The following is a 26,268-nucleotide window of genomic DNA, read 5'->3' as shown; positions in this document are numbered from 1 at the left end:
ACAAAGGCCCTACACCATGTCCAATTCCCTGCTAGTCCGCCGCGCCGCCGTGCTGGGTGCCGGCGTCATGGGTGCCCAGATCGCTGCCCACCTCACCAACGCTGGCGTCGACACCGTGCTGTTCGACCTGCCCGCCAAGGAAGGCCCGGCCGACGGCATCGTGCTGAAGGCGATCGCCAACCTGGGCAAGCTGAGCCCCGCGCCGCTGGCCAGCAAGTTGCTGGCTGAAGCCATCACCCCGGCCAACTACGAGTCCGGCCTGGAGCAGCTGAAGGACTGCGACCTGATCATCGAGGCCATCGCCGAGCGCATGGACTGGAAGCAGGACCTGTACAAGAAGATCGCGCCGTTCGTGGCCGACCACGCCGTGCTGGCCTCCAACACCTCGGGCCTGGGCATCAACAAGCTGGCCGACGTGCTGCCCGAGCAGCTGCGCCACCGCTTCTGCGGCGTGCACTTCTTCAACCCGCCGCGCTACATGCACCTGGCCGAGCTGATCCCGGCCACCACCACCGACGCCGCCGTGCTGGAAGGCCTGGAAGAATTCCTGGTCACGACCCTGGGCAAGGGCGTGGTGTATGCCAAGGACACCCCGAATTTCATCGGCAACCGCATCGGCGTGTTCTCGATCCTGTCGACCATCCACCACACCCAGCAGTTCGGCCTGGGCTTCGATGAAGTGGACGGCCTGACCGGCCCGCTGGTCGGCCGCCCGAAGTCGGCCACCTACCGCACCTCCGACGTGGTCGGCCTGGACACCATGGCCCACGTCATCAAGACCATGGGCGACACCCTGCCGAACGACCCATGGCACGAGTTCTTCAAGTCGCCGAAGTGGCTGGACGCGCTGATTTCCAAGGGCGCACTGGGCCAGAAGACCGGTGCCGGCATCTTCCGCAAGGTCGGCAAGGACATCGTGGTGCTGGACCTGGAAAAGCAGGACTACCGTCCGGCCGACCGCGCTGCCGCGCCTGAAGTGGTCGAGATCCTGAAGATCAAAAACCCGGCCGAGAAGTTTGCGAAGCTGCGCGAGAGCCAGCACCCGCAGGCGCAGTTCCTGTGGGCGACCTTCCGCGATCTGTTCCACTACAGCGCCTACCACCTGGCCGACATCGCCGAGACCGCGCGCGACGTCGACCTGGCCATCCGCTGGGGCTACGGCTGGTCGTTGGGCCCGTTCGAAACCTGGCAGGCCGCCGGCTGGAAGCAGGTCGCGCAGTGGATCGCCGATGACATCGTGGCCGGCAAGAGCATGAGCAACGCCCCGCTGCCGGACTGGGTGTTCGATGGCCGCGACGGCGTGCATGCCGCCGAAGGCAGCTACAGCCCGTCGCGCAACGCCAAGCTGCCGCGCTCGTCGCTGCCGGTGTATCAGCGCCAGCGTTTCCCGGATCCGCTGCTGGGCGAGAAGTTCGCGCCGGGCGAGACCGTGTTCGAGAACGACGGCCTGCGCATGTGGCACGACGGTGATGGCATCGCCGTGGTCAGCTTCAAGACCAAGATGAACACCGTGTCCGACCAGGTGCTGGACGGCCTGCAGGAATGCGTCAGCCGCGCCGAGAAGGACTTCCAGGGCCTGGTGATCTGGCAGCAGAAGGAACCCTTCTCCGCCGGTGCCGATCTGGCCGGTGCACTGGGCCTGCTGCAGGCCGGCAAGGTCGACCAGTTCGAAGAAATGGTCGCCAACTTCCAGCGCACCAGCCAGCGCATCAAGTACTCGCTGGTGCCGGTGGTGGCTGCCGTGCGCGGCCTGGCCCTGGGTGGCGGCTGCGAGTTCCAGATGCACAGCGCGAAGACCGTGGCCTTCCTGGAAAGCTATATCGGCCTGGTCGAGGCCGGCGTCGGCCTGCTGCCGGCCGGTGGTGGCCTGAAGGAACTGGCCGTGCGCGCCTCGCAGGCCGCGGGCCCGGGCGGTGACGTGTTCGCCGAACTGAAGAAGACCTTCGAAACCGTGGCAATGGCCAAGGTGTCCAACTCGGCGGTCAACGCCAAGGAACTGGGCCTGCTGCGCAGCACCGACAAGGTGGTGTTCAACAGTTACGAGGCCCTGCACATCGCCAAGGCCGAAGCCCGTGCGCTGGCCGAAGCCGGTTACCGCCCGCCGCTGCCGGCACGCCGCATCCAGGTCGCCGGTGACGTCGGCATCGCCACCTTCAAGATGATGCTGGTCAACATGCTGGAAGGCCGCTTCATCAGCCCGTACGACTACGAGATCGCCGAGCGCATCGCCACCGTGCTGTGCGGTGGCAAGGTCGACCGCGGCACCCTGGTCGACGAAGAGTGGCTGCTGACCCTGGAGCGCAAGCACTTCGTCGAACTGGCCCAGCAGGAAAAGACCCAGGCCCGCATCGCGCACATGCTGAAGACCGGCAAGCCGCTGCGTAACTGATTGATGGCGGGTGCCGACCCCTGGTCGGCACTCCTCTGCCTCTGGTGGGTGCCGACGGTTGGTCGGCACTCCGGCTAAAAAATTCGAGAGATCACCGCAATGACCAAGCAAATCCAGGACGCCTACATCGTCGCCGCCACCCGTACCCCGGTTGGCAAGGCGCCCAAGGGCATGTTCCGCAATACCCGCCCCGACGACATGCTTGCGCACGTACTGCGCAGCGTCGTCGCCCAGGCCCCGGGCGTGGACGTCAACCGCATCGATGACGCGATCATCGGCTGTGCCATGCCGGAAGCCGAGCAGGGCATGAACGTGGCGCGCATCGGCGTGCTGCTGGCCGGCCTGCCGAACACCATCGCGGCGCAGACCGTCAACCGCTTCTGCTCTTCCGGCCTGCAGGCCGTGGCGCAGGCCGCCGACGCGATCCGCCTGGGCAACGCCGACCTGATGCTGGCCGGCGGCACCGAGTCGATGTCGATGGTGCCGATGATGGGCAACAAGATCGCGATGGCGCCTAGCGTGTTCGACAACGACCACGTCGCCATCGCCTACGGCATGGGCATCACCGCCGAGAAGGTGGCTGAAGAGTGGAAGGTCTCGCGCGAAGACCAGGACGCCTTCGCCCTGGCCTCGCACCAGAAGGCCATGGCCGCAATCCAGAACGGTGAATTCAAGGACGAGATCAGCCCGTACGAGATCGTCTCGCACCTGCCGGACCTGGCCGACGGCCAGCGCATCATCACCCGCAACAAGATCGCCGACACCGACGAAGGCCCGCGCCCGGATTCCTCGGCCGAAGGCCTGGCCAAGCTGCGCCCGGTGTTCCGCAACGGCCAGTTCGGCGGCACCGTCACCGCCGGCAACTCGTCGCAGATGAGCGATGGCGCCGGCGCCGTGCTGCTGGCCTCGGAGCAGGCAATCAAGGACTACGGCCTGACCCCGCTCGCTCGTTTCGTCAGCTTCTCGGTGGCCGGCGTGCGCCCGGAAGTGATGGGCATCGGCCCGATCGCCGCGATCCCGAAGGCACTGAAGCAGGCCGGCCTGACCCAGGACCAGCTGGACTGGATCGAGCTCAACGAAGCCTTCGCCGCGCAGTCGCTGGCGGTGATCCGCGATTGCGGCCTGGACCCGGGCAAGGTCAACCCGCTGGGCGGCGCCATTGCTCTGGGCCATCCGCTGGGTGCGACCGGCGCGATCCGTACCGCGACCCTGCTGCACGGCCTGCGTCGTCGCCAGCAGAAGTACGGCATGGTGACCATGTGCATCGGCACCGGCATGGGCGCGGCGGGTATTTTCGAGGCGCTGTAAGGTTCAAGGCGCTGCCGGTCGGGATGTCGGCGTACTGCATAGCCCGGGTGGGTGAGACTGCCCGGGACACGCCGTGAACCCGTCCCTGGGGGCTCGATGGCGCCATCCATGGCGCCAACGGTCCCGGGCAGCCCTGCCGACCCGGCCCTTCCAGCCTCCCCGCGGCGGAGGGGTGAGCAAAGGCAGGATCAAGAGCTGGGGTCAGAGCCCTTTGCTACGCAAAGGGATCCGACCCCGACTCGACGTTCGCGGAAACAAAAAAGGCAGCCATCGGCTGCCTTTTTTGCTTTTGCTCTTGCCCTTGATTCCGCCCTTCCGTCCGCGCCCGCAGGAAACTGTCGAGAGGCGTGGGCAGGCCGCTGCAGGACCGTTGGCGCCATGGATGGCGCCATCGAGCCCCCAGGGATGGGTTTACGGCGTGTCCTGCAGCGGACTGCCCGCGCCTCCCCCACTTTGGCAGGAAGGCGCTGACGGTGCGCTTGATAAACCTTATTCCGCCAACATCGCCGCCAGCTTCTCCCGCGCCGGGCCAGCCAGCTTCGGGTTGTCCAGCGCGAAGCGGATCGTCGCCTCCACCAGCCCCAGATGCGTGCCGCAGTCGAAGCGGGTGCCCTCGAAGCGGTAGGCATCGACCTCTTCGATCTTCAGCAGCTGCGCGATCGCATCGGTCAGCTGGATCTCGCCACCAGCACCACTACCGGTCTGCTCCAGCAGCTCGAAGATCTTCGGGCTCAACACATAGCGGCCGACCACCGCCAGGTCGCTCGGCGCGTCCTCCGGCTTCGGCTTCTCGACGATCTGCGAAATGCGACCCTTGCGGCCGTCGAACGCATCAGTGGCAACGATGCCGTAGCTGGCAGTCTTGTCGTGCGGCACGTCTTCAACGGCGATCACGCTTGCGCCACTGGCTTCGTTGAGGTCGGCCATCTGCTTCAGCGCGCCCGCACCCCGATTCCAGATCAGGTCGTCTGGCAGCAGCACGGCGAACGGCTCGTCGCCGATCACTGCCTTGGCACACAGCACGGCATGCCCCAGGCCCAGTGCCTCGGCCTGGGTCACGAAGATCGCGCGCACGCCATTGGGCAGCACGTGGCGGATCAGCTCCAACTGCTCCTGCTTGCCAGCGCGCTCGAGCTTCTGCTCCAGCTCGTAGGCCTTGTCGAAATAGTCAGCGACCGCGTGCTTGTAACGGTTGGTAATGAACACCAGCGTATCGCAGCCGGCCTCGATCGCCTCATCCACGGCGTACTGGATCAGCGGCCGATCAATGATCGGCAGCATCTCCTTCGGCACAGTCTTGGTTGCTGGCAAGAAACGCGTCCCCAGCCCTGCCACCGGGAAAACTGCTTTGCGGATTCGCTTGCTCATTGGTGCCTGTTGGCCTCACGTGCCGGAAAAGGCACGACTTTAGCGGATGAAATGTAAGCATCCTGTTCGATTGGCGAGAATTCCGGCATCGTCGCAAACAGGATTTCCTGGATGCTGGCGGTGTCGTAGCTGGCAATCGCCTCACGCAGGCGTGGGACGTTGCCCAGCACCAGATCCCGCGAGAACGCACGCACGCCGGCCTCGAGAATCTTCGGGTGCGCGGTCGAGCTGTAGTCTTCGTCCGAATAGAACAGCGTCTCGTGCAGCTTCTCGCCCGGACGCAGGCCGGTATAGATGATCTGGATGTCCTTGTACGGCTGCTTGCCGGTCAGGCGGATCATCTGTTCGGCCAACACGCGGATTGGCACCGGCTCCCCCATGTCGAGGGTGTAGATCGCACCGTGCGACGCCGAGGCGGCCGCCTGCAGGATCAGCTGGCAGGCCTCGGGGATGGTCATGAAGTAACGGCTGACTTCCGGGTCGGTGACAGTGACCGGCCCGCCACGCAGGATCTGCTCGCGGAACAGCGGCACCACGCTGCCGGCCGACGCCAGCACGTTGCCGAAGCGTACCGTGACAAAACGGGTATGCGTGGACTTCTGGTCCAGGCTCTGGCAGATCATCTCGGCGTAGCGCTTGCTGGCGCCCAGCGCATTGACCGGATCGACCGCCTTGTCGGTGGAGATGAACACGAAATGCTCCACGCGCGCCTCCAGGCAGGCGCGGGCCACGTTTTCGGTCGCCAGGATGTTGTTGCGCACCGCTTCGCGCAGCTGGCGCTCCAGCACTGGTACATGCTTGTAGGCAGCGGCGTGGAAAGCGGTATCGACCGGATGCAGCGACAGCGCGTGGCGGATCACCGCCGGGTCACCACAATCGCCGAGCACCGCTTCAATCTCGACATCGGGGAAGCTGCGGCGCAGCTCGCCTTCGATGGTCAGCAACAGCAGTTCACTGATCTCCAGCAGGATGATGCGACCGGCGCCATGCCGCGCGCACTGGCGACACAGCTCCGAGCCGATCGAACCACCGGCGCCGGTGACCATCACGGTGCGCCCGCCCAGCCAGCCGCGGATCAGGTTCCAGTCCGGCATGATCGGCTTGCGGCCCAGCAGGTCCTCGATCGCCACTTCCTTCAACTGGCCCGGCAGCGACTGGCCCTGCAGGATGTCACTGAGCTTGGGCACGGTACGGAACGGCACGCCGGTGCTTTCACAGATCGCGACGACGCGCTGCATGCCTGCGGCATCCAGCGACGGCATGGCAATGACCAGCAGCTTGGCAGCGGTCTCGCGGACCACGGTCGGCGCGTCATCCAGGGTGCCGAGGATCGGCAGGCCCTGCAGCTTGGCACCACGCAGGTGCGGTGCATCGTCGAGCAGGCCGACCGGCTCGAAGTTGCCGGAACGGCGCAGGTCGCGCACCAGGGTTTCGGCAGCCTGGCCGGCGCCGAGGATCAGCACGCGGCGGGCGCTGGAATCGGACTGCAGTGCCTGGTAGTCCTTCCAGGCGCGGTACAGCAGTCGCGGCGCGCCCAGCAATGCCGACAATGCGAACGGATAGATCACCAGCACCGACATCGGTACGCCGTCGAAGCGCTTCCACATCAGCACCAGGACGATGGCCACCATGCCGATGAAGCTGGCCTTGAAGATGTTCAACAGGTCGCTGACGCTGGCGAAGCGCCACAGGCCGCGGTACAGGCCCACGCGCCAGAACACCAGGCCCTGCAGCAGCAGGACCAGGGTGGTATCGACGTTCCACAGCGGCAGCGCCGGGGCGTTGGGCAGGATCGAGTAACGCCCTGCATGGAGCAACTGCCAGCATGCCCAGACCATGAAGAGGTCGTGGCAGACGATGGCCGAACGCGGCATCAGGCCGAGGATTCTGTCCCGCCAGGGTGAAGCCATAAGTCAGGTAGTTCCTTTTCGGTGGCGCATTCCATTGCGCAGGAGGAGCCAGAGGACGCTCAACGCGATGAACCACGTGATCGCCACGGCAGCCTCCCACCTCGGCTGCAAATTGGAGCAGACATTGAACACTGTAATACTGAACAGGCCCAAAGCAAAGTACATCCCTGTCACCTGGGGGTGACTGGCTCCTGCCTGCACCGCGCGCTGGTAGACGTGCTGGGTATGGGGTTCCATCCAGCGTTGTCCGGAAATGATGCGCGCCAGCAGTGTGAAGCCCGCGTCCACGAGGAACGGCGAAACCGGCACCAGCAGCAGGATCCAGTTGATATCGGTCCGCACGCTGGCGAGCGCCAGCACGGCGGCGACCGCATACCCCAGCGCGCCGCTTCCGACATCGCCCATGAAAATCCGGGCCCGGGGGAAGTTGAACGGCAGGAATCCAAGGCAGGCCAGGCCCAGGGCCACGGCAGCCAGCGAATACGGCCACGGCAGTACCGGCGCCAAGCCCAGCATCGCCACGACGGCCTGGCTGGCGGCAATGCCATTGATGCCGTCCATGAAGTTCCAGATGTTGATCAGCGAGGCGGTGAACAGCAGCACCAGCACCGCCAACAGCCAGCTGCCACCATTCACCTTGACCAGGCCGGCCAGCAGCGCCGCGGCAATGAAATGCACCAGCAGGCGACGCATCGCCGGCAGGGGCCTGTGGTCATCCCACCAGCCGATACCGGCCACCAGCACCAGCCCAAGGCTGGCCACCAGCACTGTCGGCGTGCTTTCGGGCCAGGCCCAGATGGCCACGGCTGCAGTCACCAGCAGGCTGATGACGATGGCGATGCCGCCACCGCGCGGGGTAGCGACGCTATGGCTGCGGCGTTCGCCGGGCTGGTCCATCAACTGCTGGCGCAGCGCGTAGCCGCGTGCAGCCCAGGTCAGCACCGCACTCAGCAGGGCGAGCCCCAGCAGCGCGCCCATCACAAGCCAGGGCATGGATCAGAGCACCGCGTAGTTCAGCAGCGGCTTGACCGTTCCCCACTCCTTGCAGCTCGGGCACTGCCAGTGGTGGGTACGCGCGCCGAAGCCGCAGCGCGTGCAGCGATAAGCCGGGTTGCGCACCAGCAACTGGTCGGTGATGTGCTTGAGGTCATGCAGGGTGGCGGTGGAATCGGCTCCCTCGGCGAGGGTCAGGTCGATCAGCGCGGATTCGCCACGTACCGACGGGCGATCCTTGAGCTGGCGACCGAGGTAGGCACGGGCTGGAGCCACGCCCTCCTGCTCTTCCATCAGCCGGGTCAGCGCCAATACCGGGGCGATGCCACGGTAATGCTCGGTCATCTCCGACAGGAACGCGCGCGCGCCCGCCAGATCGCCGACCTTGCGATAGTTCTGCATCAACGCGGGCAGCAGTTCGGGCAGGTATTCGGGGTCGTTGCGTGCAGCACGCTCGAAGGCACGGACGGCGGCTTCCGGATTGCCCGCATCGGTTTCCAGCCGGCCTTCGATGATGCCAGCGCGCACCGACATCGCATCGGCCTGATAGGCGCGGGCGATGGCCGCCCTCGCCTCTTCCAGCTTGCCGGCTCCACGGAACCGCTCAGCCAGTTCGCACTCGAACTGCCCGATCAGCTTGCCCATCGGCTCGCCGGTGACGTCCTCGAAACGGGTGGCGTTGTCGATCGCCTTTTCCCAGTCGCGCTCGGCCTGGTAGATGCCGATCAGGTGCTTGAGTGCCTGCGGTGCACGCTGATCCAGCTGTGCCAGCTCGGTGAACACGGTCTCGGCACGGTCCAGCAGGCCGGACTTCATGTAGTCCTCGCCCAGCGCCAGCAAGGCCTGCACGCGCTGCGCGTCACTCAGGTCATGGCGATTGACCAGCCCCTGATGCAGGCGGATGGCGCGGTCGACTTCGCCACGGCGGCGGAACAGGTGGCCCAGCGCGACCTGGGTCTCGAAGGTTTCCTTGTCCAGCTCGGCGATGTGCAGGAACAGCTCGATGGCCTTGTCCGGCTGCTCGTTGAGCAGGTAGTTCAGGCCACGGAAATAGGTGCTCGACAGGCGGCTGACCTGGCTGTCACCGTGGCGTTGACCACCACGCCGTCCGATCACCCACCCGGCCAGGGCGGCCAGCGGAACGAACAGGAAGAACCAGAACCACTCGGTGACGAAATCCATCTTCGATCAACGTCCATCAAAAGATTGCGGGGAAGCAACCGGTGCCGGTGAAGCGACAGCGGACTTGTTGGCGCGGCGCAGCTGGCCGTAGAGCGGAATGACCACGCTCACCAGCACCAGGCCAGCACCGACGATGACACCGATCAGCAATGCGGCAATGATTGCCACGCCGACCGAGGTCTTCAGTTGGGTGAAAACAAGGTTGATGGTCATCTCGTCCATGTTCATGGCACCGATGATCAACCCAAGAATGAGTACCGCCAGCAGGACCAGCAGACGAAAAACCTTCATGCGACAGCTCCAGTGGCAGGAGTCCGTAGCTTATCCGACTCGCGGCTGGATTCGCACGCGGTGGCGCGACGGCAGGCTCAGGCCGGATCGGCGTCCAGCGGCAGCACACTGCTGACCCGCTCGCGCAGTTCCTTGCCCGGCTTGAAATGGGGGACATGCTTGCCCGGCAGGGCAACCGATTCGCCGGTCTTCGGGTTGCGGCCCAGGCGCGGCGGACGATAGTGCAGCGAGAAGCTGCCAAAACCACGGATTTCGATGCGATCCCCGGCGGACAGCGATCCGCCCATCATTTCCAGCAACGACTTCACCGCCAGATCGACATCATCGGCCTTCAGGTGCGCCTGGCGGCGCGCAAGGATTTCGATCAGTTCGGATTTGGTCATTACCGGCTCACATCAGGGGCATCTCAGCCTGAAACGGCCCGGGCAATGCCCGGGCCGTCCAGGAAACAACGAACAGCGTAAGGCCGATTACTCGGACTTGTTGCCGTTCAGCTGTGCACGCAGCAGCGCGCCCAGCTGGGTGGTGCCGCTGGAAGCCGAAGAGGACTGGTATTCCTCCAGCACTTCGCGCATTTCCGCGTCATCCTTGGCCTTGATCGACAGCTGCAGGGTACGGCCCTTGCGGTCCATGCCCACGAACTTGGCTTCGACCTTGTCGCCGACCTTCAGGTGCTGGGTGGCGTCGTCAACGCGCTCGTTGGCGATGTCGCGGGCCGAAACGTAACCTTCGATGCCGTCAGCCAGCTCGATGATCGCGCCCTTGGCGTCGACTTCCTTCACCACGCCTTCGACCTTGGAGCCCTTCGGATTGGCAGCCATGTACTGGCCGAACGGATCCTGCTCCAGCTGCTTCACGCCCAGGGAGATGCGCTCGCGCTCCGGATCGACAGCCAGGACCACGGCGTCCAGGGTATCGCCCTTCTTGAAGTTGCGAACGACGTCTTCGCCGGTGGTGTTCCAGCTGATGTCGGACAGGTGGACCAGGCCGTCGATGCCGCCGTCCAGGCCGATGAAGATGCCGAAGTCGGTGATCGACTTGATCTGGCCCGACACCTTGTCACCCTTCTTGTGGGTGGCAGCGAAGGTTTCCCACGGATTGGCGGCAACCTGCTTCATGCCCAGCGAGATACGGCGACGCTCTTCATCAACGTCCAGCACCATCACTTCGACTTCATCACCAACCTGGACAACCTTGGACGGGTTGACGTTCTTGTTGGTCCAATCCATCTCGGAGACGTGCACCAGGCCTTCGACGCCCGGCTCGATCTCAACGAACGCGCCGTAATCGGTGACGTTGGAGACCTTGCCGAAGACGCGGCTGTTGGCCGGGTAACGACGGCCGATGTTGTCCCACGGATCCTCGCCCAGCTGCTTCAGGCCCAGCGAAACGCGGTTGCGCTCGCGGTCGAACTTCAGCACGCGGACGTCCAGCTCGTCGCCGACGTTCACGACTTCCGACGGGTGACGCACGCGCTTCCACGCCATGTCGGTGATGTGCAGCAGGCCGTCGATACCGCCCAGGTCCACGAATGCGCCGTAATCGGTCAGGTTCTTGACGACACCCTTCAGGATCGCGCCTTCCTGCAGCTTGTCCATCAGCTGCTCGCGCTCTTCCGAGTGCTCGCTTTCGACGACAGCGCGGCGCGAGACCACGACGTTGTTACGCTTGCGGTCCAGCTTGATGAGCTTGAACTCGAGCTCCTTGCCTTCCAGGTAGGCCGGATCGCGCACCGGGCGCACATCGACCAGGGAACCCGGCAGGAAGGCGCGGACATCCTTGATGTCCACGGTGAAACCACCCTTGACCTTGCCGCTGATGCGGCCGGTGATGGTTTCGTTCTTTTCCAACGCTTCTTCCAGCTCGTCCCACACCATCGCGCGCTTGGCCTTCTCGCGCGACAGGACGGTTTCGCCGAAGCCGTTCTCGATCGAGTCGAGGGCGACCTTGACGATGTCGCCTTCGGCGACGTCGATTTCGCCAGCGTCGTTACGGAACTGTTCGATCGGCACGATGCCTTCGGACTTCAGGCCAGCGTTGATCACCACGACGTCGCCGCGGACTTCAACAACGGTACCGCTGACGATGGCGCCCGGCTTCAGCTTGGCCAGGTTGGCCTGGCTGGCTTCAAACAGTTCGGCAAATGATTCGGTCATTAGATTTACTCTGTTGGACACATGGGTCGGTGGCGTCCCCTTCAGGGGAATGGCGACCGCCCGCCTGTTGGTCGACCCCGGAAACGCAGGTCGTGTGTAGTAGGAAAACCGCCACGCATCATTGCGCGACGGAGCTGGTACAGCACTGCTATGCGCGACCACCGCCGATGCTGCTGGCAGTGCTCCTGCGCGAACGGATCAGGCAGCCGGAACCGGAAGCAGATCCATCACTCGGGCAACGACATCATCGATGCCGATGCCTGTGGTGTCGATGAGGACAGCATCGTCTGCCGGCTTCAGGGGCGCCACGGTACGCTGAGCATCACGGGCGTCGCGGGCCATGATCTCGCGCAGGAGGTCATCAAAGTTAACAGAAACCCCCTTGTCTTTCAACTGCTTATGCCGGCGCTCGGCGCGCTCCTCGGCACTGGCGGTCAGGAAGACCTTGTAGGAGGCGTTCGGGAAGATCACCGTACCCATGTCGCGGCCATCAGCAACCAGCCCCGGCAGCTCCCTGAATGCGCGCTGGCGCTCCTTCAGGGCAGCCCGGACCTCCGGAATGGCGGCAATGGCCGAGGCCAGCGCACCGGTGGTCTCCAGGCGCAGCTCGTCGGTGGCATCGGTGCCGTTGACCATGACCCGCATGGCATCGCCCTGCTCGACAAACTGAACGTGGGTGTCGAAGGTGCAACGGACCAGCGCCGAGGCGTCGGAGGTATCGATGTCAGCCCAGCTTGCGGCCACGCCCACCGCCCGGTACAGCGCGCCCGAATCCAGGTAATGCCAGCCCATCCTGCGCGCGATGATGCGGCTGATGGTACCCTTGCCGGCCCCGGATGGGCCGTCGATGGTCAGGACGGGAGCGAGTGGATTCATGGGGGTCCCAGAGCGTGTGAAGAGGCCATTCTAGCCCCTGCCAGACGCCCCCAGCGGGATCTTTTGTGCAACCACTTGAAACCACGAGGAAAAGCCCGGTAGAATGGCGGGCTTGAACGAGCGTCAACTGCCGATTGTCTTTCGCATATCGCGGCCACGCTCCACCCGAACAACTACTGTTTACGCCGAGGTATGCCATGAAAGTCCTGTCCTCCCTGAAGTCGGCGAAGGCCCGTCACCGTGACTGCAAGGTCGTGCGTCGTCGTGGCAAGATCTTCGTCATCTGCAAGTCGAACCCGCGTTTCAAGGCGCGTCAGCGCTAAGCCTCACAGCCTTCCGGCTGCGGCTGGCCCTACGCGGGGCCGACCCGATGCAAGAAACCGCCTTCGGGCGGTTTTTTGTTTATGCGGCTTTTTCCTGCCGTTTTTGCTGTAATCGCCTTTCTTGACCACTGGGGAGTAGATCGAGATGAAGCGTTACCTGTCCGCCCTGGCCGTGATGGCCACCCTGGCCTCCGCCACACCGGCGCTGGCCGATACCCTGCTTGTTGATCGTGCCCGCGAGAAGCCGGCCGGCGCCGTGCCCGTGCGTGGCCAGACCATGCAGCAGGTGCAGGCGCAGTTCGGCGCGCCCAACGAGCAGCTGCAGCCGCGTGGCGGGCAGAAGCGGCAGTGGCCGACCATCAACCGCTGGGTGTACCCGCAGTTCACCGTCTACTTCGAGAAGCAGAAGGTGATCAACGTGGTGGCCAACCAGGCGGACCCGAACGAAATCGGCCCGAAACCGCCGATCCGTTGATCCCATTACCCGCCGTCGGCGGGCCTGTGTAGCGAGACCATGAACCAGACCCTTCGTTTTCCTGCCGAGTGGGAAGCCCAGAGCGGCGTCCTGATTGCCTGGCCCACCGCCGACACCGACTGGGCCGACCGCCTGGGCCAGGTGGAAGAGACCTACATCGCCCTGGTCGCGGCCATCACCCGCTTCCAGCCGGTGCTGATCTGCGTGGCCGACGACGATGTGGAGACCTATGCCGAGATGCGGCTGCGCTCCAACCGCATCGACATGGACAAGGTCCACTTCACCACGGCGGCCTACGACGATACCTGGCTGCGCGACTCCGGCCCGATCACCCTGCGCCGTGCCGACGGCGGTTTCCAGCTGCTGGATTTCCGCTTCACCGGCTGGGGTGGCAAGTTCGACGCCACGCTGGATGACCAGCTGGTGGGCGTGCTCGACCAGGCCGGCGTGTTCAACGACGCACCGGTGCGCAGCATTCCGTTCGCGCTGGAAGGCGGTGGCATCGAGACCGATGGCGAAGGCACCCTGCTGACCACCTGGAAGTGCCTGCACGAGCGCCACCCGGACCGCGACCGCGCCAGCCTGAGCGCCGACCTGGCCGACTGGCTGCAGCAGGACCGCGTGCTGTGGCTGGACCACGGCTACCTGGAAGGCGACGACACCGACGCCCACATCGATACCCTCGCCCGCTTCGCTTCGGCCGACAGCATCGTCTACCAGGCCTGCGACGACGAGAGCGACTCGCACTATGCCGAACTGCAGGCGATGGGCAATGAGCTGGCCGCGCTGCGCACCAAGGATGGCCAGCCGTACCGCCTGTTCCCGCTGCCGTGGGCACAGCCAGTGATCGACGAAGGCCGCCGCCTGGCTGCGTCGTACGCCAACTACCTGATCGTCAATGGCGCCGTGCTGATGCCGGCCTATGGCGATCCGGCCGACGACCTGGCCCGCGATGTACTGGCCCAGGCGCACCCAGGCCGCGAGATCGTGCAGGTGCCCTGCCGCTCGCTGATCTGGCAGAACGGCAGCCTGCACTGCATCACCATGCAGCTGCCGGCAGGGCTGTTGAAGGCGTAAATCGCGCGGTAGCGCCGGGCCATGCCCGGCGAGCGCAGCGGCATCTGGAAAATCCGCCGGGCATGGCCCCGGCGCTACCGGTTGCGTGCACCCATTCAGCGCGCGACACGCCGCCGCCGTCCATCCGCGCTAACATGCAGGTTTTCCCCCGCAGGAACGCCCCGCATGAACTCGCGCAGCCCCCTTACCGTCGCCCTGATCCAGGAGCGCAACCACGGTGATGCCGCCGCCAACCTGGCGGTGATTGAAGCACGCGTGGCCGAGGCGGCTGCGCAGGGTGCCAAGCTGGTGCTGCTGCAGGAACTGCATAACGGCCCGTATTTCTGCCAGCACGAGTCGGTCGATGAGTTCGACCTGGCCGAGCCGATTCCAGGCCCGAGCACCGAGCGCCTGGGCGCGCTGGCGAAGAAGCATGGCGTGGTGCTGGTCGGCTCGCTGTTCGAGCGCCGCGCTGCCGGCCTGTACCACAACACCGCGGTGGTGTTCGAGAAAGACGGCACGCTGCTCGGCAAGTACCGCAAGATGCACATCCCGGACGACCCGGGCTTCTACGAGAAGTTCTACTTCACCCCGGGTGACATCGGCTTCAAGCCGATCGATACCTCGGTGGGTCGCCTCGGCGTGCTGGTGTGCTGGGACCAGTGGTATCCGGAAGCGGCCCGCCTGATGGCGCTGGCCGGCGCCGAGCTGCTGCTGTACCCGACCGCGATCGGCTGGGACCCGGACGATGTGCAGGACGAGAAGACCCGCCAGCGCGACGCCTGGGTGCTGAGCCACCGCGGCCACGCCGTGGCCAATGGCCTGCCGGTGCTGAGCTGCAACCGCGTCGGCCACGAAGCCTCGCCGCTGGGTGCTTCGGGCATCCAGTTCTGGGGCAACAGCCACGTGCTGGGCCCGCAGGGCGAATTCCTGGCCGAGGCCGGCACCGACGCCACCGTGCTGCTGTGCGACGTCGACCTGCAGCGCAGCGAGCACGTGCGCCGCATCTGGCCGTTCCTGCGTGATCGCCGCATCGATGCCTACGGCGACCTGCTCAAGCGCTACATCGACTGAGCCGGAGCCCGCGCATGGCCGTCCTCATCCGTGATGCCGGCCCGGCCGACATCGACGCGATCACCGCGATCTATGCGGTGGAAGTGACCGACTTCGTCAACACCTACGAGTACGACATCCCGGATGCGACCGAGATGCTGCGCCGCATGCGCGACATCATCGATCGCGGCTTCCCCTACCTGGTCGCCGAGATCGACGGCCAGGTCGCCGGCTATGCCTACGCCAATACTTACCGCACCCGCGTCGCCTACCAGTGGACCGTGGAAAACTCGGTCTACGTCGATGCCCGCTTCCAGGGCCAGGGCGTCGGCACCGGCCTGCTGCAGGCTCTCATCGACGCCTGCGTGGTGCGTGGCTACCGGCAGATGGTGGCGGTGATCGGTGAACCGACCAACACCGCGTCAATCAAGCTGCACGAACGCTTCGGCTTCGAGCTGGTGGGCGTGTTCCGTGGCCTTGGCCGCAAGCACGGCCGCTGGCTGGATACCGTGCAGATGCAGCGCGCGCTCGGCGATGGCGCCGACACCGCACCTTCCAATGAATGAATCCATGACTGAAACCCTTCCCGAGACCGGCGACGACCTGTTCGCCGGCCAGCCGGTGCGCGTCGTCGAACGCGACGGCGTGCGTTATACCCTGCTGGGCACCGCCCACGTCTCACGCGCGAGCGTCGAGGCAGTGGAAAAGGCCATCGACAGCGGCCGCTTCGATGCGGTGGCCGTCGAACTGGACCCGCAGCGCCTGCAGGCACTGAGCGACCCGGATACGCTGGCCAAGCTCGACCTGGTCGAGGTGATCCGCAAGGGCCGCGTCGCCCTGTTCGCTGCCAACCTCGCTCTGTCCGCCTACCAGCGCCGCCTGGCCGAACAGCTCGACATCGAGCCGGGTGCCGAACTGAAGCGTGCGGTGGAACTGGCACGCGAACGCAACCTGCCCGTGCACCTGATCGACCGCGAGGTCGGCCTGACCTTCCGCCGCGCCTCGCAGCGGCTGGGGTTCTTCGGCAAGCTGAAGCTGGTCGCCGGGCTTGGCGCCGGCCTGTTCTCGTCCGAGGAAGTGGGCGAGAACGAGATCGAGAAGCTCAAGCAGGGCGACATGCTGGAATCGAGCTTCGGCGAGTTCGCCAGCGAGAGCCCGGCGCTGTACGAGACCATCATCGGCGAGCGTGACCGTTACATGGCCACCCGCCTGCGCGAAGAACACGACCTGCAGCAGCGCGAAGTGCTGGCGGTGGTCGGCGCCGGCCACCTGGCCGGGCTGGCCCGCTACCTGGAAACCGACACCGAGGCGCCGGCACCGCTGCGTGCCGAGCTGGAGGCGGTGCCGAAGAAGCGCAACATTCCGTGGTTCACGCTCGGCATCCTGGCGATCGTGGCGACCGGCATCGGCGTGGGCTTCTACCGCGGCGGCCTGGGCGTGGGCACCGAGCTGCTGGCGACCTGGGCGATGTACACCGGCGGCCTGGCGGGCCTGGGCTGCCTGCTGGCCGGCGGCCACCCGCTGAGCATCCTCACCGCGATCGCTGTGGCCCCGTTCAAACCGTTCCGCCTGAGCATCCCGACCGGCGCATTCTCGGCGCTGGTGGAAGCGCGGCTGCGCAAGCCAGCGTATGAGGACTTCCTGAAGCTTCGCGATGATGCGCAGAGCCTGAAGGGCTGGTACCGCAACCGGGTCACCCGCGTGGTGCTGACCTTCATGCTGACCAACATCGGTAGCATGCTCGGCCTGTGGCTGACCACCTTCAAGGTGTGGGGCAAGGTGGCCGGTTGATTGCAACACCCCGCCGGGCATGGCCCGGCGCTACCGAGATGCGGTGATGGGTGGTGCCGGGCGATGCCCGAAAAAAAGGGGGAGGCCGCCCCACTACGACCGGCCTCCCCCACACCACAACACGTTGTCGCGCATTACAGCCGGGCAGCGCCCGGCTCTACCATCTCCAGGCCGCGCGCACGGCGGATCAGCCGAGTTACGGCGGTGCGCAGGTCATCGAGCACCGCGTAGATCGTCGGCAGGAACAGCAGGCTGACCACCGTCGAGAACGCCAGGCCACCCGCGATTGCGCGCGCCATCGGCGAATACTCCGGGCCATTGCCGAACATCTGCGTGTCGGTCAGCGAGATCGGCACCATCGCCAGGATCGCCGTGCCCATGGTCATCATGATCGGGCGCAGGCGTTCGCGTGAGCCTTCCACCAGCGCCTGGGTGCGGCCCATGCCACTGCGCCGCAGGTTGTTGATGTGCTCGATCATCACGATGCCGTTGTTCACCACCACGCCCATCAGCACCAGGATGCCAATGAAGGACATGATCCCGAACGAGGTGCCGGTGATCCAGAACAGCCAGAACACGCCGAAGATCGAGAACAGCACGCCGCTCATGATCGCCGCCGGGAACAGCAGCGACTCGAACACCGCCGCCATCACCACGTAGATCATCACCAGCGCGATCAGCAGGTTGAACACCATCTGCTGCATGGCCTCATCATCGTTGCCGTAGTCGCCACCGTCGAAGGTGAAACCATAGCCGGCCGGGAAGTTCATCGGCTTGAGCACGGCTTCAATCGCCTTGCGCCCGTCCGGTGCGGTGACCTTCTCGGCCAGGTTGGCCTTGATGGTCAAGGTGGTCTGGCGGTTGGTGCGGCCGATCTGGGTGGCCGACGAACCGACGTCCACGCTGACCAGGCTCAGCAGCGGTACGCTGCGGCCATCGCCGGTGCGCACGCTGAAACCGGCGAGGTCTTCCGGGCTGCTCTGCTCGGCGCCAGCGAAGCGCACCCATACCGGCACTTCATTGTCACCGCGGCGGAACTCGCGCATCGGTGCACCGCGCAGCGCCAGCCCGACGAAACTGGCCACCTGCTCGGCATTGAAACCGAACGCTGCGGCACGCTCGCGGTCAACACGCACCTTCAGCTCGCCGCCCTTCTCTCCGTTGTCGATGCGCACGTCACGCAGTTCGGCACGCTGCGCCAGCAACGGCACCACTTCCTGGCCGATCTCCTGCAGCATCGAGCTGGAATCTCCCACCAGCTGCACCTGCACACCCTGGTTGCTGCCGCCACCGCCATCGCCGCCCTGGTTGCCGACGAAGTAGTCGGTGCGGGCCGACTTCGGCAGGCCCTTGCGCAGCTCTTCCTGCAGCGCCTTGATGTCCTTGGCGTATTTTTCGTCCAGGGTGACCACCGTGGAGCTGCCTTCCTGCTCGCTGTACCAGGAGTACACCTGCTTCACGTGCAGGCGTTCGCGGTTCTGGTCGATCCAGTTCTCCACCCGCGCCACTTCCTCGGACATCTGCCGGTAGGTGTAGGCGCCCTTCCACATGTAGCCGATGAAGATGTCCTTGCCGCCCTCACCACCGAACATGTCGATCTTGGTCAGCTTCATCGGTACCAGGCTGACCAGCACCACCAGCAGGATGCCGAGCAGGCTCCATCCGCGGTGATGCAGCGACCAGTCCAGCAGCTGCGCATAGCGGCGCTGCAGGCGCGCAATCAGGCCTGTCTGCGAGTGCACCAGCTTGGGCGTGGCCATGCGTGCGGACAGCATCGGGATCAGGCTGACCGCGACCAGCCACGAGGCCAGCAGCGAGACCGAGATGGTGATCGCGATCTGCGCCATGAAGATGCTGATGTTGTTGGTCTCGCCAAACAGGTTCGGCACGAACACGATGCAGTGGCACAGCGTACCGGCGCTGAGCGCAATGGCCACGTTGCGGGTGCCGATGATCGAGGCCAGCCGTGGCTGCCCCGGCATGCGCTCGCGCTCCTGGTAGATGCTTTCCACCACCACCACGGCATTGTCGACCAGCATGCCCACCGCCAGCAGCAGGCCCATCATGGTCAGGATGTTCAGTGTCACCCCAACGAAGTACATGAAGCCGAGGGTGATGGTGAAGCAGATCGGAATGGCCAGCGTCACCATCAGCGTCGACGGCCAATGGCGCAGGAAGAAGAACAGCACCGTCACCGACAGGATCAGGCCAACCGCACCGGCCTCGGCCAGCTCCAGAAGTGAGGACGTCACCGCCTTGCCCTGGTTGTCGATCACCTTGATCTGCACGTCGCGCATCGATGGCTGCGCGCGGATCGATTCGACCTCGGCCAGCGCCGCACGCGAAACGTCCACCAGATTGGCACTGCGCTCCTTGAAGATATCCAGGCCCACCGCCGGGTTGCCGTCCAGGCGGCGCCCGTAGTTCATCCGCGCCGGCTTCAGGCGGACATCGGCGATATCGCCCAGGCGCAGGCCCTTGGCGTTGATCACCAGGTCGCGCATCTCCTGCAGGTCGGTGATCTCGCCCACCGGCTGCACGCGCACGCGCTGGCCGTTGTCGTCGATCTGCCCGGCCGAGATCGAGAAATTCAGCGTGCGCAGGCGCTCGCTCAGCTCGTTGATGCTCAACCCATGCGCGTTGAGCCGGTTCGGATCGATGGCGATCTCGACCTCGTTCGGCGGCGCACCGGTGATGTCGACCCTTGCCACACCCGGGATGCGCTCGATGCGCCGCTTGAACTCACGGTCGAGCATGTCATAGGCGGTGGTCAGGTCGGTGGTGCTGGCCAGGCGAACCTTCAGCACGGGCTGGTCACTGCTGGACCACTTGAACACGTTGTAGCGTTGCAGGTCGTCGGGCAGGTCGCTGCGGATCGCGTCGATACGCTCGCGCGCATCGGACGCGGCAATCGCAATGTCGCGGTCCCAGTCGCTGAACTCGATGTAGATCAGCGCCGCCTCGGAGGTGGCCGACGAGCGCATGCGCTTGATGCCGGTCATCGTCGCCAGCGATTCCTCGACCGGGCGGATGATGGTGCGTTCCACTTCTTCCGGGGTCGAGCCGGTGTACGGAATCTGCACGAACAGGAACGGCGCGGAGATGTCCGGCAGCGCCTCCAGCGGCAGCCGGAACGAAGCGATCAGGCCGATCACCACCAGCGACACAAAGCACATGATGGTGGTGACCGGGCGGCGGATGGAGAACTCGGCAACACTCATGCCGGCTCCTCCGTCCCCACCGCGCTGCCTGCTGCGCCCGGCTCGATTTCACCGGCGTGCTTGCGGCCGCGCTCACGGTAGTAAGCGTCGCCGCGACGATCCATCAGGTCGTACACCACCGGAATCACCAGCAGCGTCAACAGGGTCGACACCAGCAGGCCGCCGATCACGGTGATCGCCATCGGCGCGCGCACCTCAGCACCCTCACCCATCGCCACCGCAAGCGGCAGGAAGCCGAACAGCGTGCACAGAGTGGTCATGATGATCGGCCGCAGGCGCGAGCGCGCGCCTTCCACCAGCGCCTCATGCTTGGCCACGCCGGCCTCGCGCAGCTGGTTGACCTTGTCGATCAGGATGATCGCGTTCTTGGTGACCAGGCCGACCAGCAGGATCAGGCCGATGAACACCACCACCGAGATGGGCTTGCCGGTCAGCATCAGCGCCAGGATCGCGCCGACCAGCGCCAGCGGGATGGTGAACAGGATCACGAACGGGTGCAGCAGCGACTCGAACTGCGAGGCCATCACCAGGTAGACCAGGAAGATCGCCAACCCGAAGGCGAAGATCAGCGACTTCGCCGCCTGCGCCAGCTCTTCGCCCTGGCCGCCGATGTGCAGGCCGACGCCCGCACCCAGCGGCTGCTCGGCCACCATCTGCTGCACTTCGCGCATGGCTGCGCCAAGGTCGATGTCGCGGAGGTTGGCTGACACGACGGCGACGCGGGTCTGGTCGGCGCGATGGATCTCGCTGGGGCCAGTAGTGGCGACCACGTCGGCCACCGCGTCCAGGGTGACCGGGCGGGTGCTGCCCGGATTGACGATCAGCCGGCGGATGCTCTCCACGCTGGCGCGATCACCTTCCTGGGCACGCACCAGCACGTCGATCTTGCGATCACGGAAGCTGTAGCGGGTGGCGACGTCGCCGCGCACCTTCTTCACCACCACGTCAGCGATCTGGCGGGTGGTCAGGCCCAGCGCACCGGCGCGCTCCTGGTCGAAGCGGATCTGGATTTCCGGGAAGCCTTCTTCCACCGTCGACTTCACGTCGGCGTAGTGGGCATTGCCGCGCAGCAGGGCCGCCAGGCGCTGGCCCGCAACTTCCAGGGTCGCCATGTCCTGCCCGCGCAGTTCGATTTCCAGCGGTGTGGAGAAGCTGAACAACGCCGGCCGTGCGAAGTCGACCTGGGCACCCGGGTGCTGGCTCATGGTGCCGCGCAGGCGCTCGGTGATCGCCGCTTCAGTGCGCGCGTCGCCACCGCCTTCCATCACCACGGTCAGCTTGCCGATGTTCTCGCCGCTTTCGGTCGGGCTGGCATCCAGGCGGGTGCCGCTGCCACTGACGCCATACAGCGAGGCCACGCCTTCGCCCTTGCCGTGTGCCAGCTGCAGCTCGCGCACCAGCGCATCGGTCTGCTTGAGTGGCGTGCCGGCCGGCAGCTTCACCGTCATTTCGAAACGGTCCTGCGCCAGCTGCGGAATCAGGTCCGCGCCGAGCATCGGCACCAGCGCCATGGTCGCCACGAAGATGATCGCCGCAACGCCCAGTACCTTACCCGGATGCGCCAGTGCACTCGGCAGCAGCCGCAGGTAGCCACGCTCGGCACCGGCATAGGGCTTCATCGCCAGGTCACTGGCCTTGCGCATCACCGGGCCGACCAGCGCCACCACGCCGCGCCATAGGCGCACCACCAGCCAGGCCAGCGCGTAGAAGCTCCAGCGCACGCTGGCGACCACACCACGGCGACCCAGTGCAACCGGCTTCTGCCAGCGCTTCTGCGGCTGCCACGCTGCGTTCGGCGCCTCTTCCGGGAACGCCAGCGGCGGCCGCCCCTTCAGCGAGCTCAACATCGGGATCAGGGTCATCGACACCAGCAGCGAGATCGCGATGGCGATTGCCACGGTCAGCGCCTGGTCGCGGAACAACTGCCCGGCAATGCCGTCGACGAACACCAGCGGCAGGAACACCGCGATGGTGGTCAGGGTCGAGGCGACCACGGCCATGCTCACTTCGCGGGTGCCGGCAATGGCCGCCTGCAGGATGCCCAGGCCACGCTCGCGGGCCTTGGCGATGCTCTCCAGCACCACGATCGAGTCATCCACGACCAGGCCGGTGGCCAATGCCAGGCCACCCAGCGACATCACGTTCAAGCTCAGGCCGAGCTGGCCCATGAAGAAGAACGTGGCGATGATCGAGACCGGCAGCGACAGGCTGATCACGAACGTGCTCCAGCCATCGCGCAGGAACAGGAAGATGATCAGGATCGCCAGCAGGCCGCCGATCACGGCATCCTTCTTGACGTCGGCGATGGCGTGCTCGATGAAGCGCGACTGGTCCTCGATGGTGGTCAGCTCGACATCGGACGGGAACGTGCCCTTGATCTGCTCCAGGCGCTTGCGCAGCGCTCCGGCGGTGGACACGGTGTTGGCGTCGCCTTCCTTGTAGATGGCCAGCTCGACCGATTCCTTGCCGCCCAGGCGGATGATCGCTTCACGCTCCTTGTAGCCCTGGCGCACGGTGGCCACGTCCTTCAGGCGCACCGGCACGCCGTTGGCAACCACGCTGGAGCCACCACCGGACGATGCGCTCTGTGCCGCCGACGCCGCGGCGATGGCGGCCGCCGAACCGGTCGACGCGGCGATGTTGAACATCTGCTGCAACGCCGAGTCGGCCGCGCTGCCGTTCGACGCCTGGGTGGTGACCAGCAGGTTGCGGATTTCCTCCAGGTCGGCGAACTGGTTGACGGTACGCACCAGGAAGCGCTGCGAGCCCTCTTCCAGGCGACCGCCGGAAATGTTGATGTTCTCGTCCTTCAGGCGCTTGATGACGGTGTCGATCGGCAGGTTCAGCTGGGCCAGCTTCTGCTGGTCGATGTCGACCTGGATCTCGTCCTCCAGGCCACCGCCCACCTTGACGGCTGCCACGCCGGTGACCGGCTCCAGCTTCTTCTTGAGGTCTTCATCGGCATAGCGGCGCAGGCCGGTCAGCTCGCGGACCGCATCGGCATCGCTGGTCGGCGCTGTCTTGTTCGACAGCACCAGGCGCATGATCGGCTCGGTGGATGGATTGAAGCGCAGCAGCACCGGGGCCTTGGCCTCCAGTGGCAGGTTCAGCGCTTCCATCTTGTCGCGTACTTCCAGGCTGGCCTGGTCCATGTTGGTGCCCCAGGCGAACTCCAGCACCACATCGCTCTGGCCGGTGCGCGAGACCGACTTCAGCTTGCGCAGGTTCTTGACCACGCCGACCGCCTCTTCGACCGGCTGGGTGATCAGGGTTTCGATTTCGGTCGGCGCCGCACCGGTGTATTCGGTGCGCACGGTCAGCGTCGGGTAGCTCAGGTCGGGCAGCAGGTTGACCTTGAGGTTGCCGAGCGCGATCAGGCCGAACAGCAGCAGCGTGACCGTGCACATGGCGATGGTCACGCGGCGGCGGGTGGCGAATTCCACCAGGCCGCCGCGCATGCCGGCGGCGGCGCCGTCGCTCGCCGGCGAGGCACCGTGGTCGTGGCCCGGGGCGGTCATTGCTTGCTCCCGGCCTTGTCTGCCGGCTTGGCGGCCGCTGCGACCGTCTTCGCCTTCGGGTCGGCAATCACCTGCACCGTGGTGCCGTCGCGCAGGGCGACCTTGCCGGCGGTGACCACCTGATCACCGGCCGCCAGGCCATCACGGATCTCCACCCACGGGCCCTCGGCGTAACCCAGCTTGACCGGAACGCGTGCGACCTTGCCTTCGCGCACGCGGAACACCGCCGGCTCACCGTCGTCGAGCAACGCCAGGCGCGGTACGACCAGCGCATCGGCACGCTGGTCGTAGTCGATGCGGATGCGACCGAACATGCCGGGCTGCAGCGCGTGTGCGGCGCCGTCGAAGGCGCTGACCACGCGAAACGTGCCGCTGCCCGAATCCACCACCGGCGCGATGCGATCGACGGTGCCGGTGAAGCTCTGCCCCGGCAGCGCGTCCGCCGCCAGCGTCACCGGCTGGCCGGCGCGCAGGGTGGCCAGCTCGCGCTCGGGCACGTTGAGGGTGGCTTCCAGCCGCGAGTTGTCGACGATGCGGAAGATCGGCGTGTTGATCTGCACGAAGTTGCCGGTCTTGATCGAGCGCGAGGCGATCACGCCGGAGATCGGTGCCACCACCGTGGTGTAGGACAGCTCCAGCGTGGCCAGGCGGTACTGCGCGCGGACGTTTTCCAGGTCGTAGCGCAGCTGGTCGACATCGGCGGCGCTGACCATCTGCTGGCCGACCAGCTTCTGTGCGCGCTGGTAGTTGTTTTCCAGCTTGCGCATCTGCGCTTCGCTCTGCGCAACGGCCAGGCGTGCGCGATCCGGGTCCAGCCGCACCAGCGGTTGGCCGGCGGTGACCCGCTGCCCTTCCTCGACCAGCACCGCCAGGGCTACGCCGGAGGTCTTGGCGACCACCTGCGACTCGGCGCGTGGCTCCAGCGCGGCGGTACCGGTGTAGCTCGCCGCGACAGCGCGATGGCTGGCCACCGCGACTTCGACGGGGACGGCGTCGACCTTCTTCTCCTCCTTGGTCTCGGCAGCCTTCGCTTCGGAATTGGGCCCTGCGGCGCAACCGCCCAGCAGCAGGGAGGTGGAGATCAGCAGTGCGGCAGCGCAGATTCCGCTGCGACGGCCGGACAGGAAGGTTGGGTGCGACATCGTCAGGTCCCTGGAGGATGCGTGGACAGGTGTGGTAGCAAAGTAATGCACCACTTCACGGCAACACCATATCCCAAAGGTCATGGTGTCTTCACGCCGCTGGTCGGCCCGCCCCCATTTCAGCTAGATGAAACCTGGGGCTATACTCGGGGCGTTCCGTACCCCACGCCGGAACGACCAGACCCGAATCCCCGGAAACGACACCATGCGCCCGCAGCCGCTCGCCGCTTGTCTCGCTCTGGCCGTCCTCCTGCCCCTTGGGGCCGCCGCACAGCCCGCTCCTGCTCCTGCCACACCCGCCCCGGCCCCGGCTCCCGCCGCTGCGCCGGCGCCCGCCGCACCCACCGGCAACTTCGACAATGGCCGCGTGCTGGCCTACACCTGCCAGGGCTGCCACGGGATCACCGGCTACAAGAACGCCTACCCCAGTTACCGGGTGCCGAAGATCGGCGGCCAGACCCAGCAATACCTGGCCCAGGCCCTGACCGAGTACCGCCAGGGCAAGCGCCGGCATCCGACGATGCAGGCGCAGTCGATGAGTTTCAGCGAACAGGAGATCGCCGATCTCTCTGTTTACCTGTCCACCGTCAAGTAAGGCCCGCCCATGTCGAAAGCCGCGCATCCGATGCGTCACGCCATCGCCCTGTCCGTTGCCCTGCTGCTGGCGGCCTGTTCACAGTCGCAGGTGGAAAACAGCGAGAAATCCGCCGCCGACCCGGGCCATGCCAGCGGCGAACACGGTTCTTCGTCCTCCGCTGGCCTGCCGGCAGGCCGCGAGGCCGCCGGTGAAGCCCGCGCCAAGGTGAAGGGCAAGGCCACCAACCAGAGCTGCATCGACTGCCACGGGGCCGACGGCAATGCGCCGATCGACCCGACCTATCCGAAACTGGGTGGGCAGTACGGCGATTATCTGGCGCATGCGCTGCAGGCCTACCGCGCCGGTGACCGCCAGCACGCGCTGATGACGCCGCAGGCAAAGGACCTGAGTGATCAGGACATTGCCGATCTGGCGGCGTACTTCGGCAGCCGGCCGAGCCAGCTGCGGGACCTGCACGGGGTGAAGTAGCCCCGGGCCCATGCCCGGCTGCTTTGCGGTAGCTCCTGGCCATGCCCGGCGGAATGCAGGAGCGCCGCGCTGCGCGCTCGCGGGGCATGGCCCCGCGCTACCAGCATCCTGCGCCCCGGTAGCGCCGGGCCGTGCCCGGCGGGCGCAGAT

At 65.9% G+C, this 26,268-nt stretch carries 20 protein-coding genes and 1 pseudogene; 10 read left to right on the top strand and 11 right to left on the bottom strand.

Going from position 1 to position 26,268, the window contains the following annotated elements:
- The first annotated feature begins 16 nt into the window (after positions 1–16).
- The gene (locus CCR98_RS08980; protein WP_087922309.1) at positions 17–2,389 is read left to right on the top strand and encodes a 3-hydroxyacyl-CoA dehydrogenase/enoyl-CoA hydratase family protein; all 2,373 of its coding nucleotides are present in this window, start codon (positions 17–19) and stop codon (positions 2,387–2,389) included.
- A gap of 99 nt (positions 2,390–2,488) precedes the next feature.
- On the top strand, positions 2,489–3,697 hold the full coding sequence (locus CCR98_RS08975; RefSeq protein WP_049436339.1) for an acetyl-CoA C-acyltransferase: 1,209 nt from the start codon (positions 2,489–2,491) through the stop codon (positions 3,695–3,697).
- Positions 3,698–4,186: 489 nt separating this feature from the next.
- On the opposite strand, the gene galU is transcribed toward CCR98_RS08975, so the two are convergent.
- From galU to cmk, 8 genes are all read right to left on the bottom strand, one after another.
- Positions 4,187–5,065 (bottom strand): UTP--glucose-1-phosphate uridylyltransferase GalU, encoded by an 879-nt coding sequence (gene galU, locus CCR98_RS08970; RefSeq protein ID WP_087922308.1) that lies wholly within the window; start codon positions 5,063–5,065, stop codon positions 4,187–4,189.
- The gene (locus CCR98_RS08965; RefSeq protein WP_087922307.1) at positions 5,062–6,975 is read right to left on the bottom strand and encodes a nucleoside-diphosphate sugar epimerase/dehydratase; all 1,914 of its coding nucleotides are present in this window, start codon (positions 6,973–6,975) and stop codon (positions 5,062–5,064) included. The genes galU and CCR98_RS08965 overlap by 4 nt, the downstream gene beginning before the upstream one ends.
- 3 nt (positions 6,976–6,978) lie before the next feature.
- On the bottom strand, positions 6,979–7,968 hold the full coding sequence (locus CCR98_RS08960; protein ID WP_087922306.1) for a glycosyltransferase family 4 protein: 990 nt from the start codon (positions 7,966–7,968) through the stop codon (positions 6,979–6,981).
- Positions 7,969–7,971: 3 nt separating this feature from the next.
- On the bottom strand, positions 7,972–9,150 hold the full coding sequence (gene lapB / locus CCR98_RS08955; protein ID WP_005416232.1) for a lipopolysaccharide assembly protein LapB: 1,179 nt from the start codon (positions 9,148–9,150) through the stop codon (positions 7,972–7,974).
- A 6-nt stretch (positions 9,151–9,156) separates the two neighbouring features.
- The gene (locus tag CCR98_RS08950; RefSeq protein WP_049411484.1) at positions 9,157–9,441 is read right to left on the bottom strand and encodes a LapA family protein; all 285 of its coding nucleotides are present in this window, start codon (positions 9,439–9,441) and stop codon (positions 9,157–9,159) included.
- A 77-nt stretch (positions 9,442–9,518) separates the two neighbouring features.
- The gene (locus tag CCR98_RS08945) at positions 9,519–9,824 is read right to left on the bottom strand and encodes an integration host factor subunit beta (protein WP_005409286.1); all 306 of its coding nucleotides are present in this window, start codon (positions 9,822–9,824) and stop codon (positions 9,519–9,521) included.
- A gap of 87 nt (positions 9,825–9,911) precedes the next feature.
- On the bottom strand, positions 9,912–11,597 hold the full coding sequence (rpsA, locus tag CCR98_RS08940) for a 30S ribosomal protein S1 (RefSeq protein WP_005416230.1): 1,686 nt from the start codon (positions 11,595–11,597) through the stop codon (positions 9,912–9,914).
- Between the two features lie 198 nt (positions 11,598–11,795).
- Positions 11,796–12,473, bottom strand: a complete 678-nt coding sequence (cmk, locus tag CCR98_RS08935) for a (d)CMP kinase (protein WP_087922305.1) — start codon at positions 12,471–12,473, stop codon at positions 11,796–11,798.
- Positions 12,474–12,670: 197 nt separating this feature from the next.
- On the opposite strand from cmk, the gene ykgO reads away from it, so the two are divergent.
- From ykgO to CCR98_RS08905, 6 genes are all read left to right on the top strand, one after another.
- Positions 12,671–12,796, top strand: coding sequence for a type B 50S ribosomal protein L36 (ykgO, locus tag CCR98_RS08930; protein WP_005409283.1), 126 nt, complete (start codon positions 12,671–12,673; stop codon positions 12,794–12,796).
- Positions 12,797–12,971: 175 nt separating this feature from the next.
- Positions 12,972–13,271: a hypothetical protein gene (locus tag CCR98_RS08925; protein WP_232463118.1), complete on the top strand. Its 300-nt coding sequence runs from the start codon at positions 12,972–12,974 to the stop codon at positions 13,269–13,271.
- A 39-nt stretch (positions 13,272–13,310) separates the two neighbouring features.
- Positions 13,311–14,348 carry an agmatine deiminase family protein gene (locus CCR98_RS08920; RefSeq protein ID WP_032130076.1) on the top strand — a complete coding sequence of 346 codons (1,038 nt, stop codon included), beginning with the start codon at positions 13,311–13,313 and terminating at the stop codon, positions 14,346–14,348.
- A 165-nt stretch (positions 14,349–14,513) separates the two neighbouring features.
- A complete protein-coding gene (locus tag CCR98_RS08915; protein WP_005409280.1) occupies positions 14,514–15,401 on the top strand; it encodes a carbon-nitrogen hydrolase in 888 nt (295 codons plus the stop codon).
- Positions 15,402–15,415: 14 nt separating this feature from the next.
- Positions 15,416–15,946, top strand: a complete 531-nt coding sequence (locus tag CCR98_RS08910) for a GNAT family N-acetyltransferase (RefSeq protein WP_087922303.1) — start codon at positions 15,416–15,418, stop codon at positions 15,944–15,946.
- The gene (locus tag CCR98_RS08905; protein ID WP_162292083.1) at positions 15,939–17,171 is read left to right on the top strand and encodes a TraB/GumN family protein; all 1,233 of its coding nucleotides are present in this window, start codon (positions 15,939–15,941) and stop codon (positions 17,169–17,171) included. The genes CCR98_RS08910 and CCR98_RS08905 overlap by 8 nt, the downstream gene beginning before the upstream one ends.
- A 134-nt stretch (positions 17,172–17,305) precedes the next feature.
- On the opposite strand, the gene CCR98_RS08900 is transcribed toward CCR98_RS08905, so the two are convergent.
- The 3 genes and pseudogenes from CCR98_RS08900 to CCR98_RS08890 form a co-directional block, all read right to left on the bottom strand.
- A complete protein-coding gene (locus CCR98_RS08900; protein ID WP_087922301.1) occupies positions 17,306–20,392 on the bottom strand; it encodes an efflux RND transporter permease subunit in 3,087 nt (1,028 codons plus the stop codon).
- A pseudogene (locus CCR98_RS08895) lies at positions 20,389–23,844 on the bottom strand (efflux RND transporter permease subunit); the annotation flags it as partial. The gene CCR98_RS08900 and the pseudogene CCR98_RS08895, both read right to left, overlap by 4 nt.
- 62 nt (positions 23,845–23,906) lie before the next feature.
- Positions 23,907–25,052: a MexH family multidrug efflux RND transporter periplasmic adaptor subunit gene (locus CCR98_RS08890; RefSeq protein ID WP_014036886.1), complete on the bottom strand. Its 1,146-nt coding sequence runs from the start codon at positions 25,050–25,052 to the stop codon at positions 23,907–23,909.
- Between the two features lie 205 nt (positions 25,053–25,257).
- Here CCR98_RS08890 and CCR98_RS08885 point away from each other — a divergent pair, with 205 nt between their 5' ends.
- Together CCR98_RS08885 and CCR98_RS08880 are read left to right on the top strand one after the other, a co-directional pair.
- The gene (locus tag CCR98_RS08885; RefSeq protein ID WP_005413034.1) at positions 25,258–25,647 is read left to right on the top strand and encodes a c-type cytochrome; all 390 of its coding nucleotides are present in this window, start codon (positions 25,258–25,260) and stop codon (positions 25,645–25,647) included.
- A 9-nt stretch (positions 25,648–25,656) separates the two neighbouring features.
- Positions 25,657–26,118, top strand: coding sequence for a cytochrome c (locus tag CCR98_RS08880; RefSeq protein WP_005416218.1), 462 nt, complete (start codon positions 25,657–25,659; stop codon positions 26,116–26,118).
- Positions 26,119–26,268 lie beyond the last annotated feature (150 nt).

Source organism: Stenotrophomonas sp. WZN-1 (genome assembly GCF_002192255.1).
Classification (GTDB): domain Bacteria; phylum Pseudomonadota; class Gammaproteobacteria; order Xanthomonadales; family Xanthomonadaceae; genus Stenotrophomonas.
Note: the sequence above shows the minus strand (reverse complement) of the source record. Positions and strands in the feature narration are given on the sequence as shown.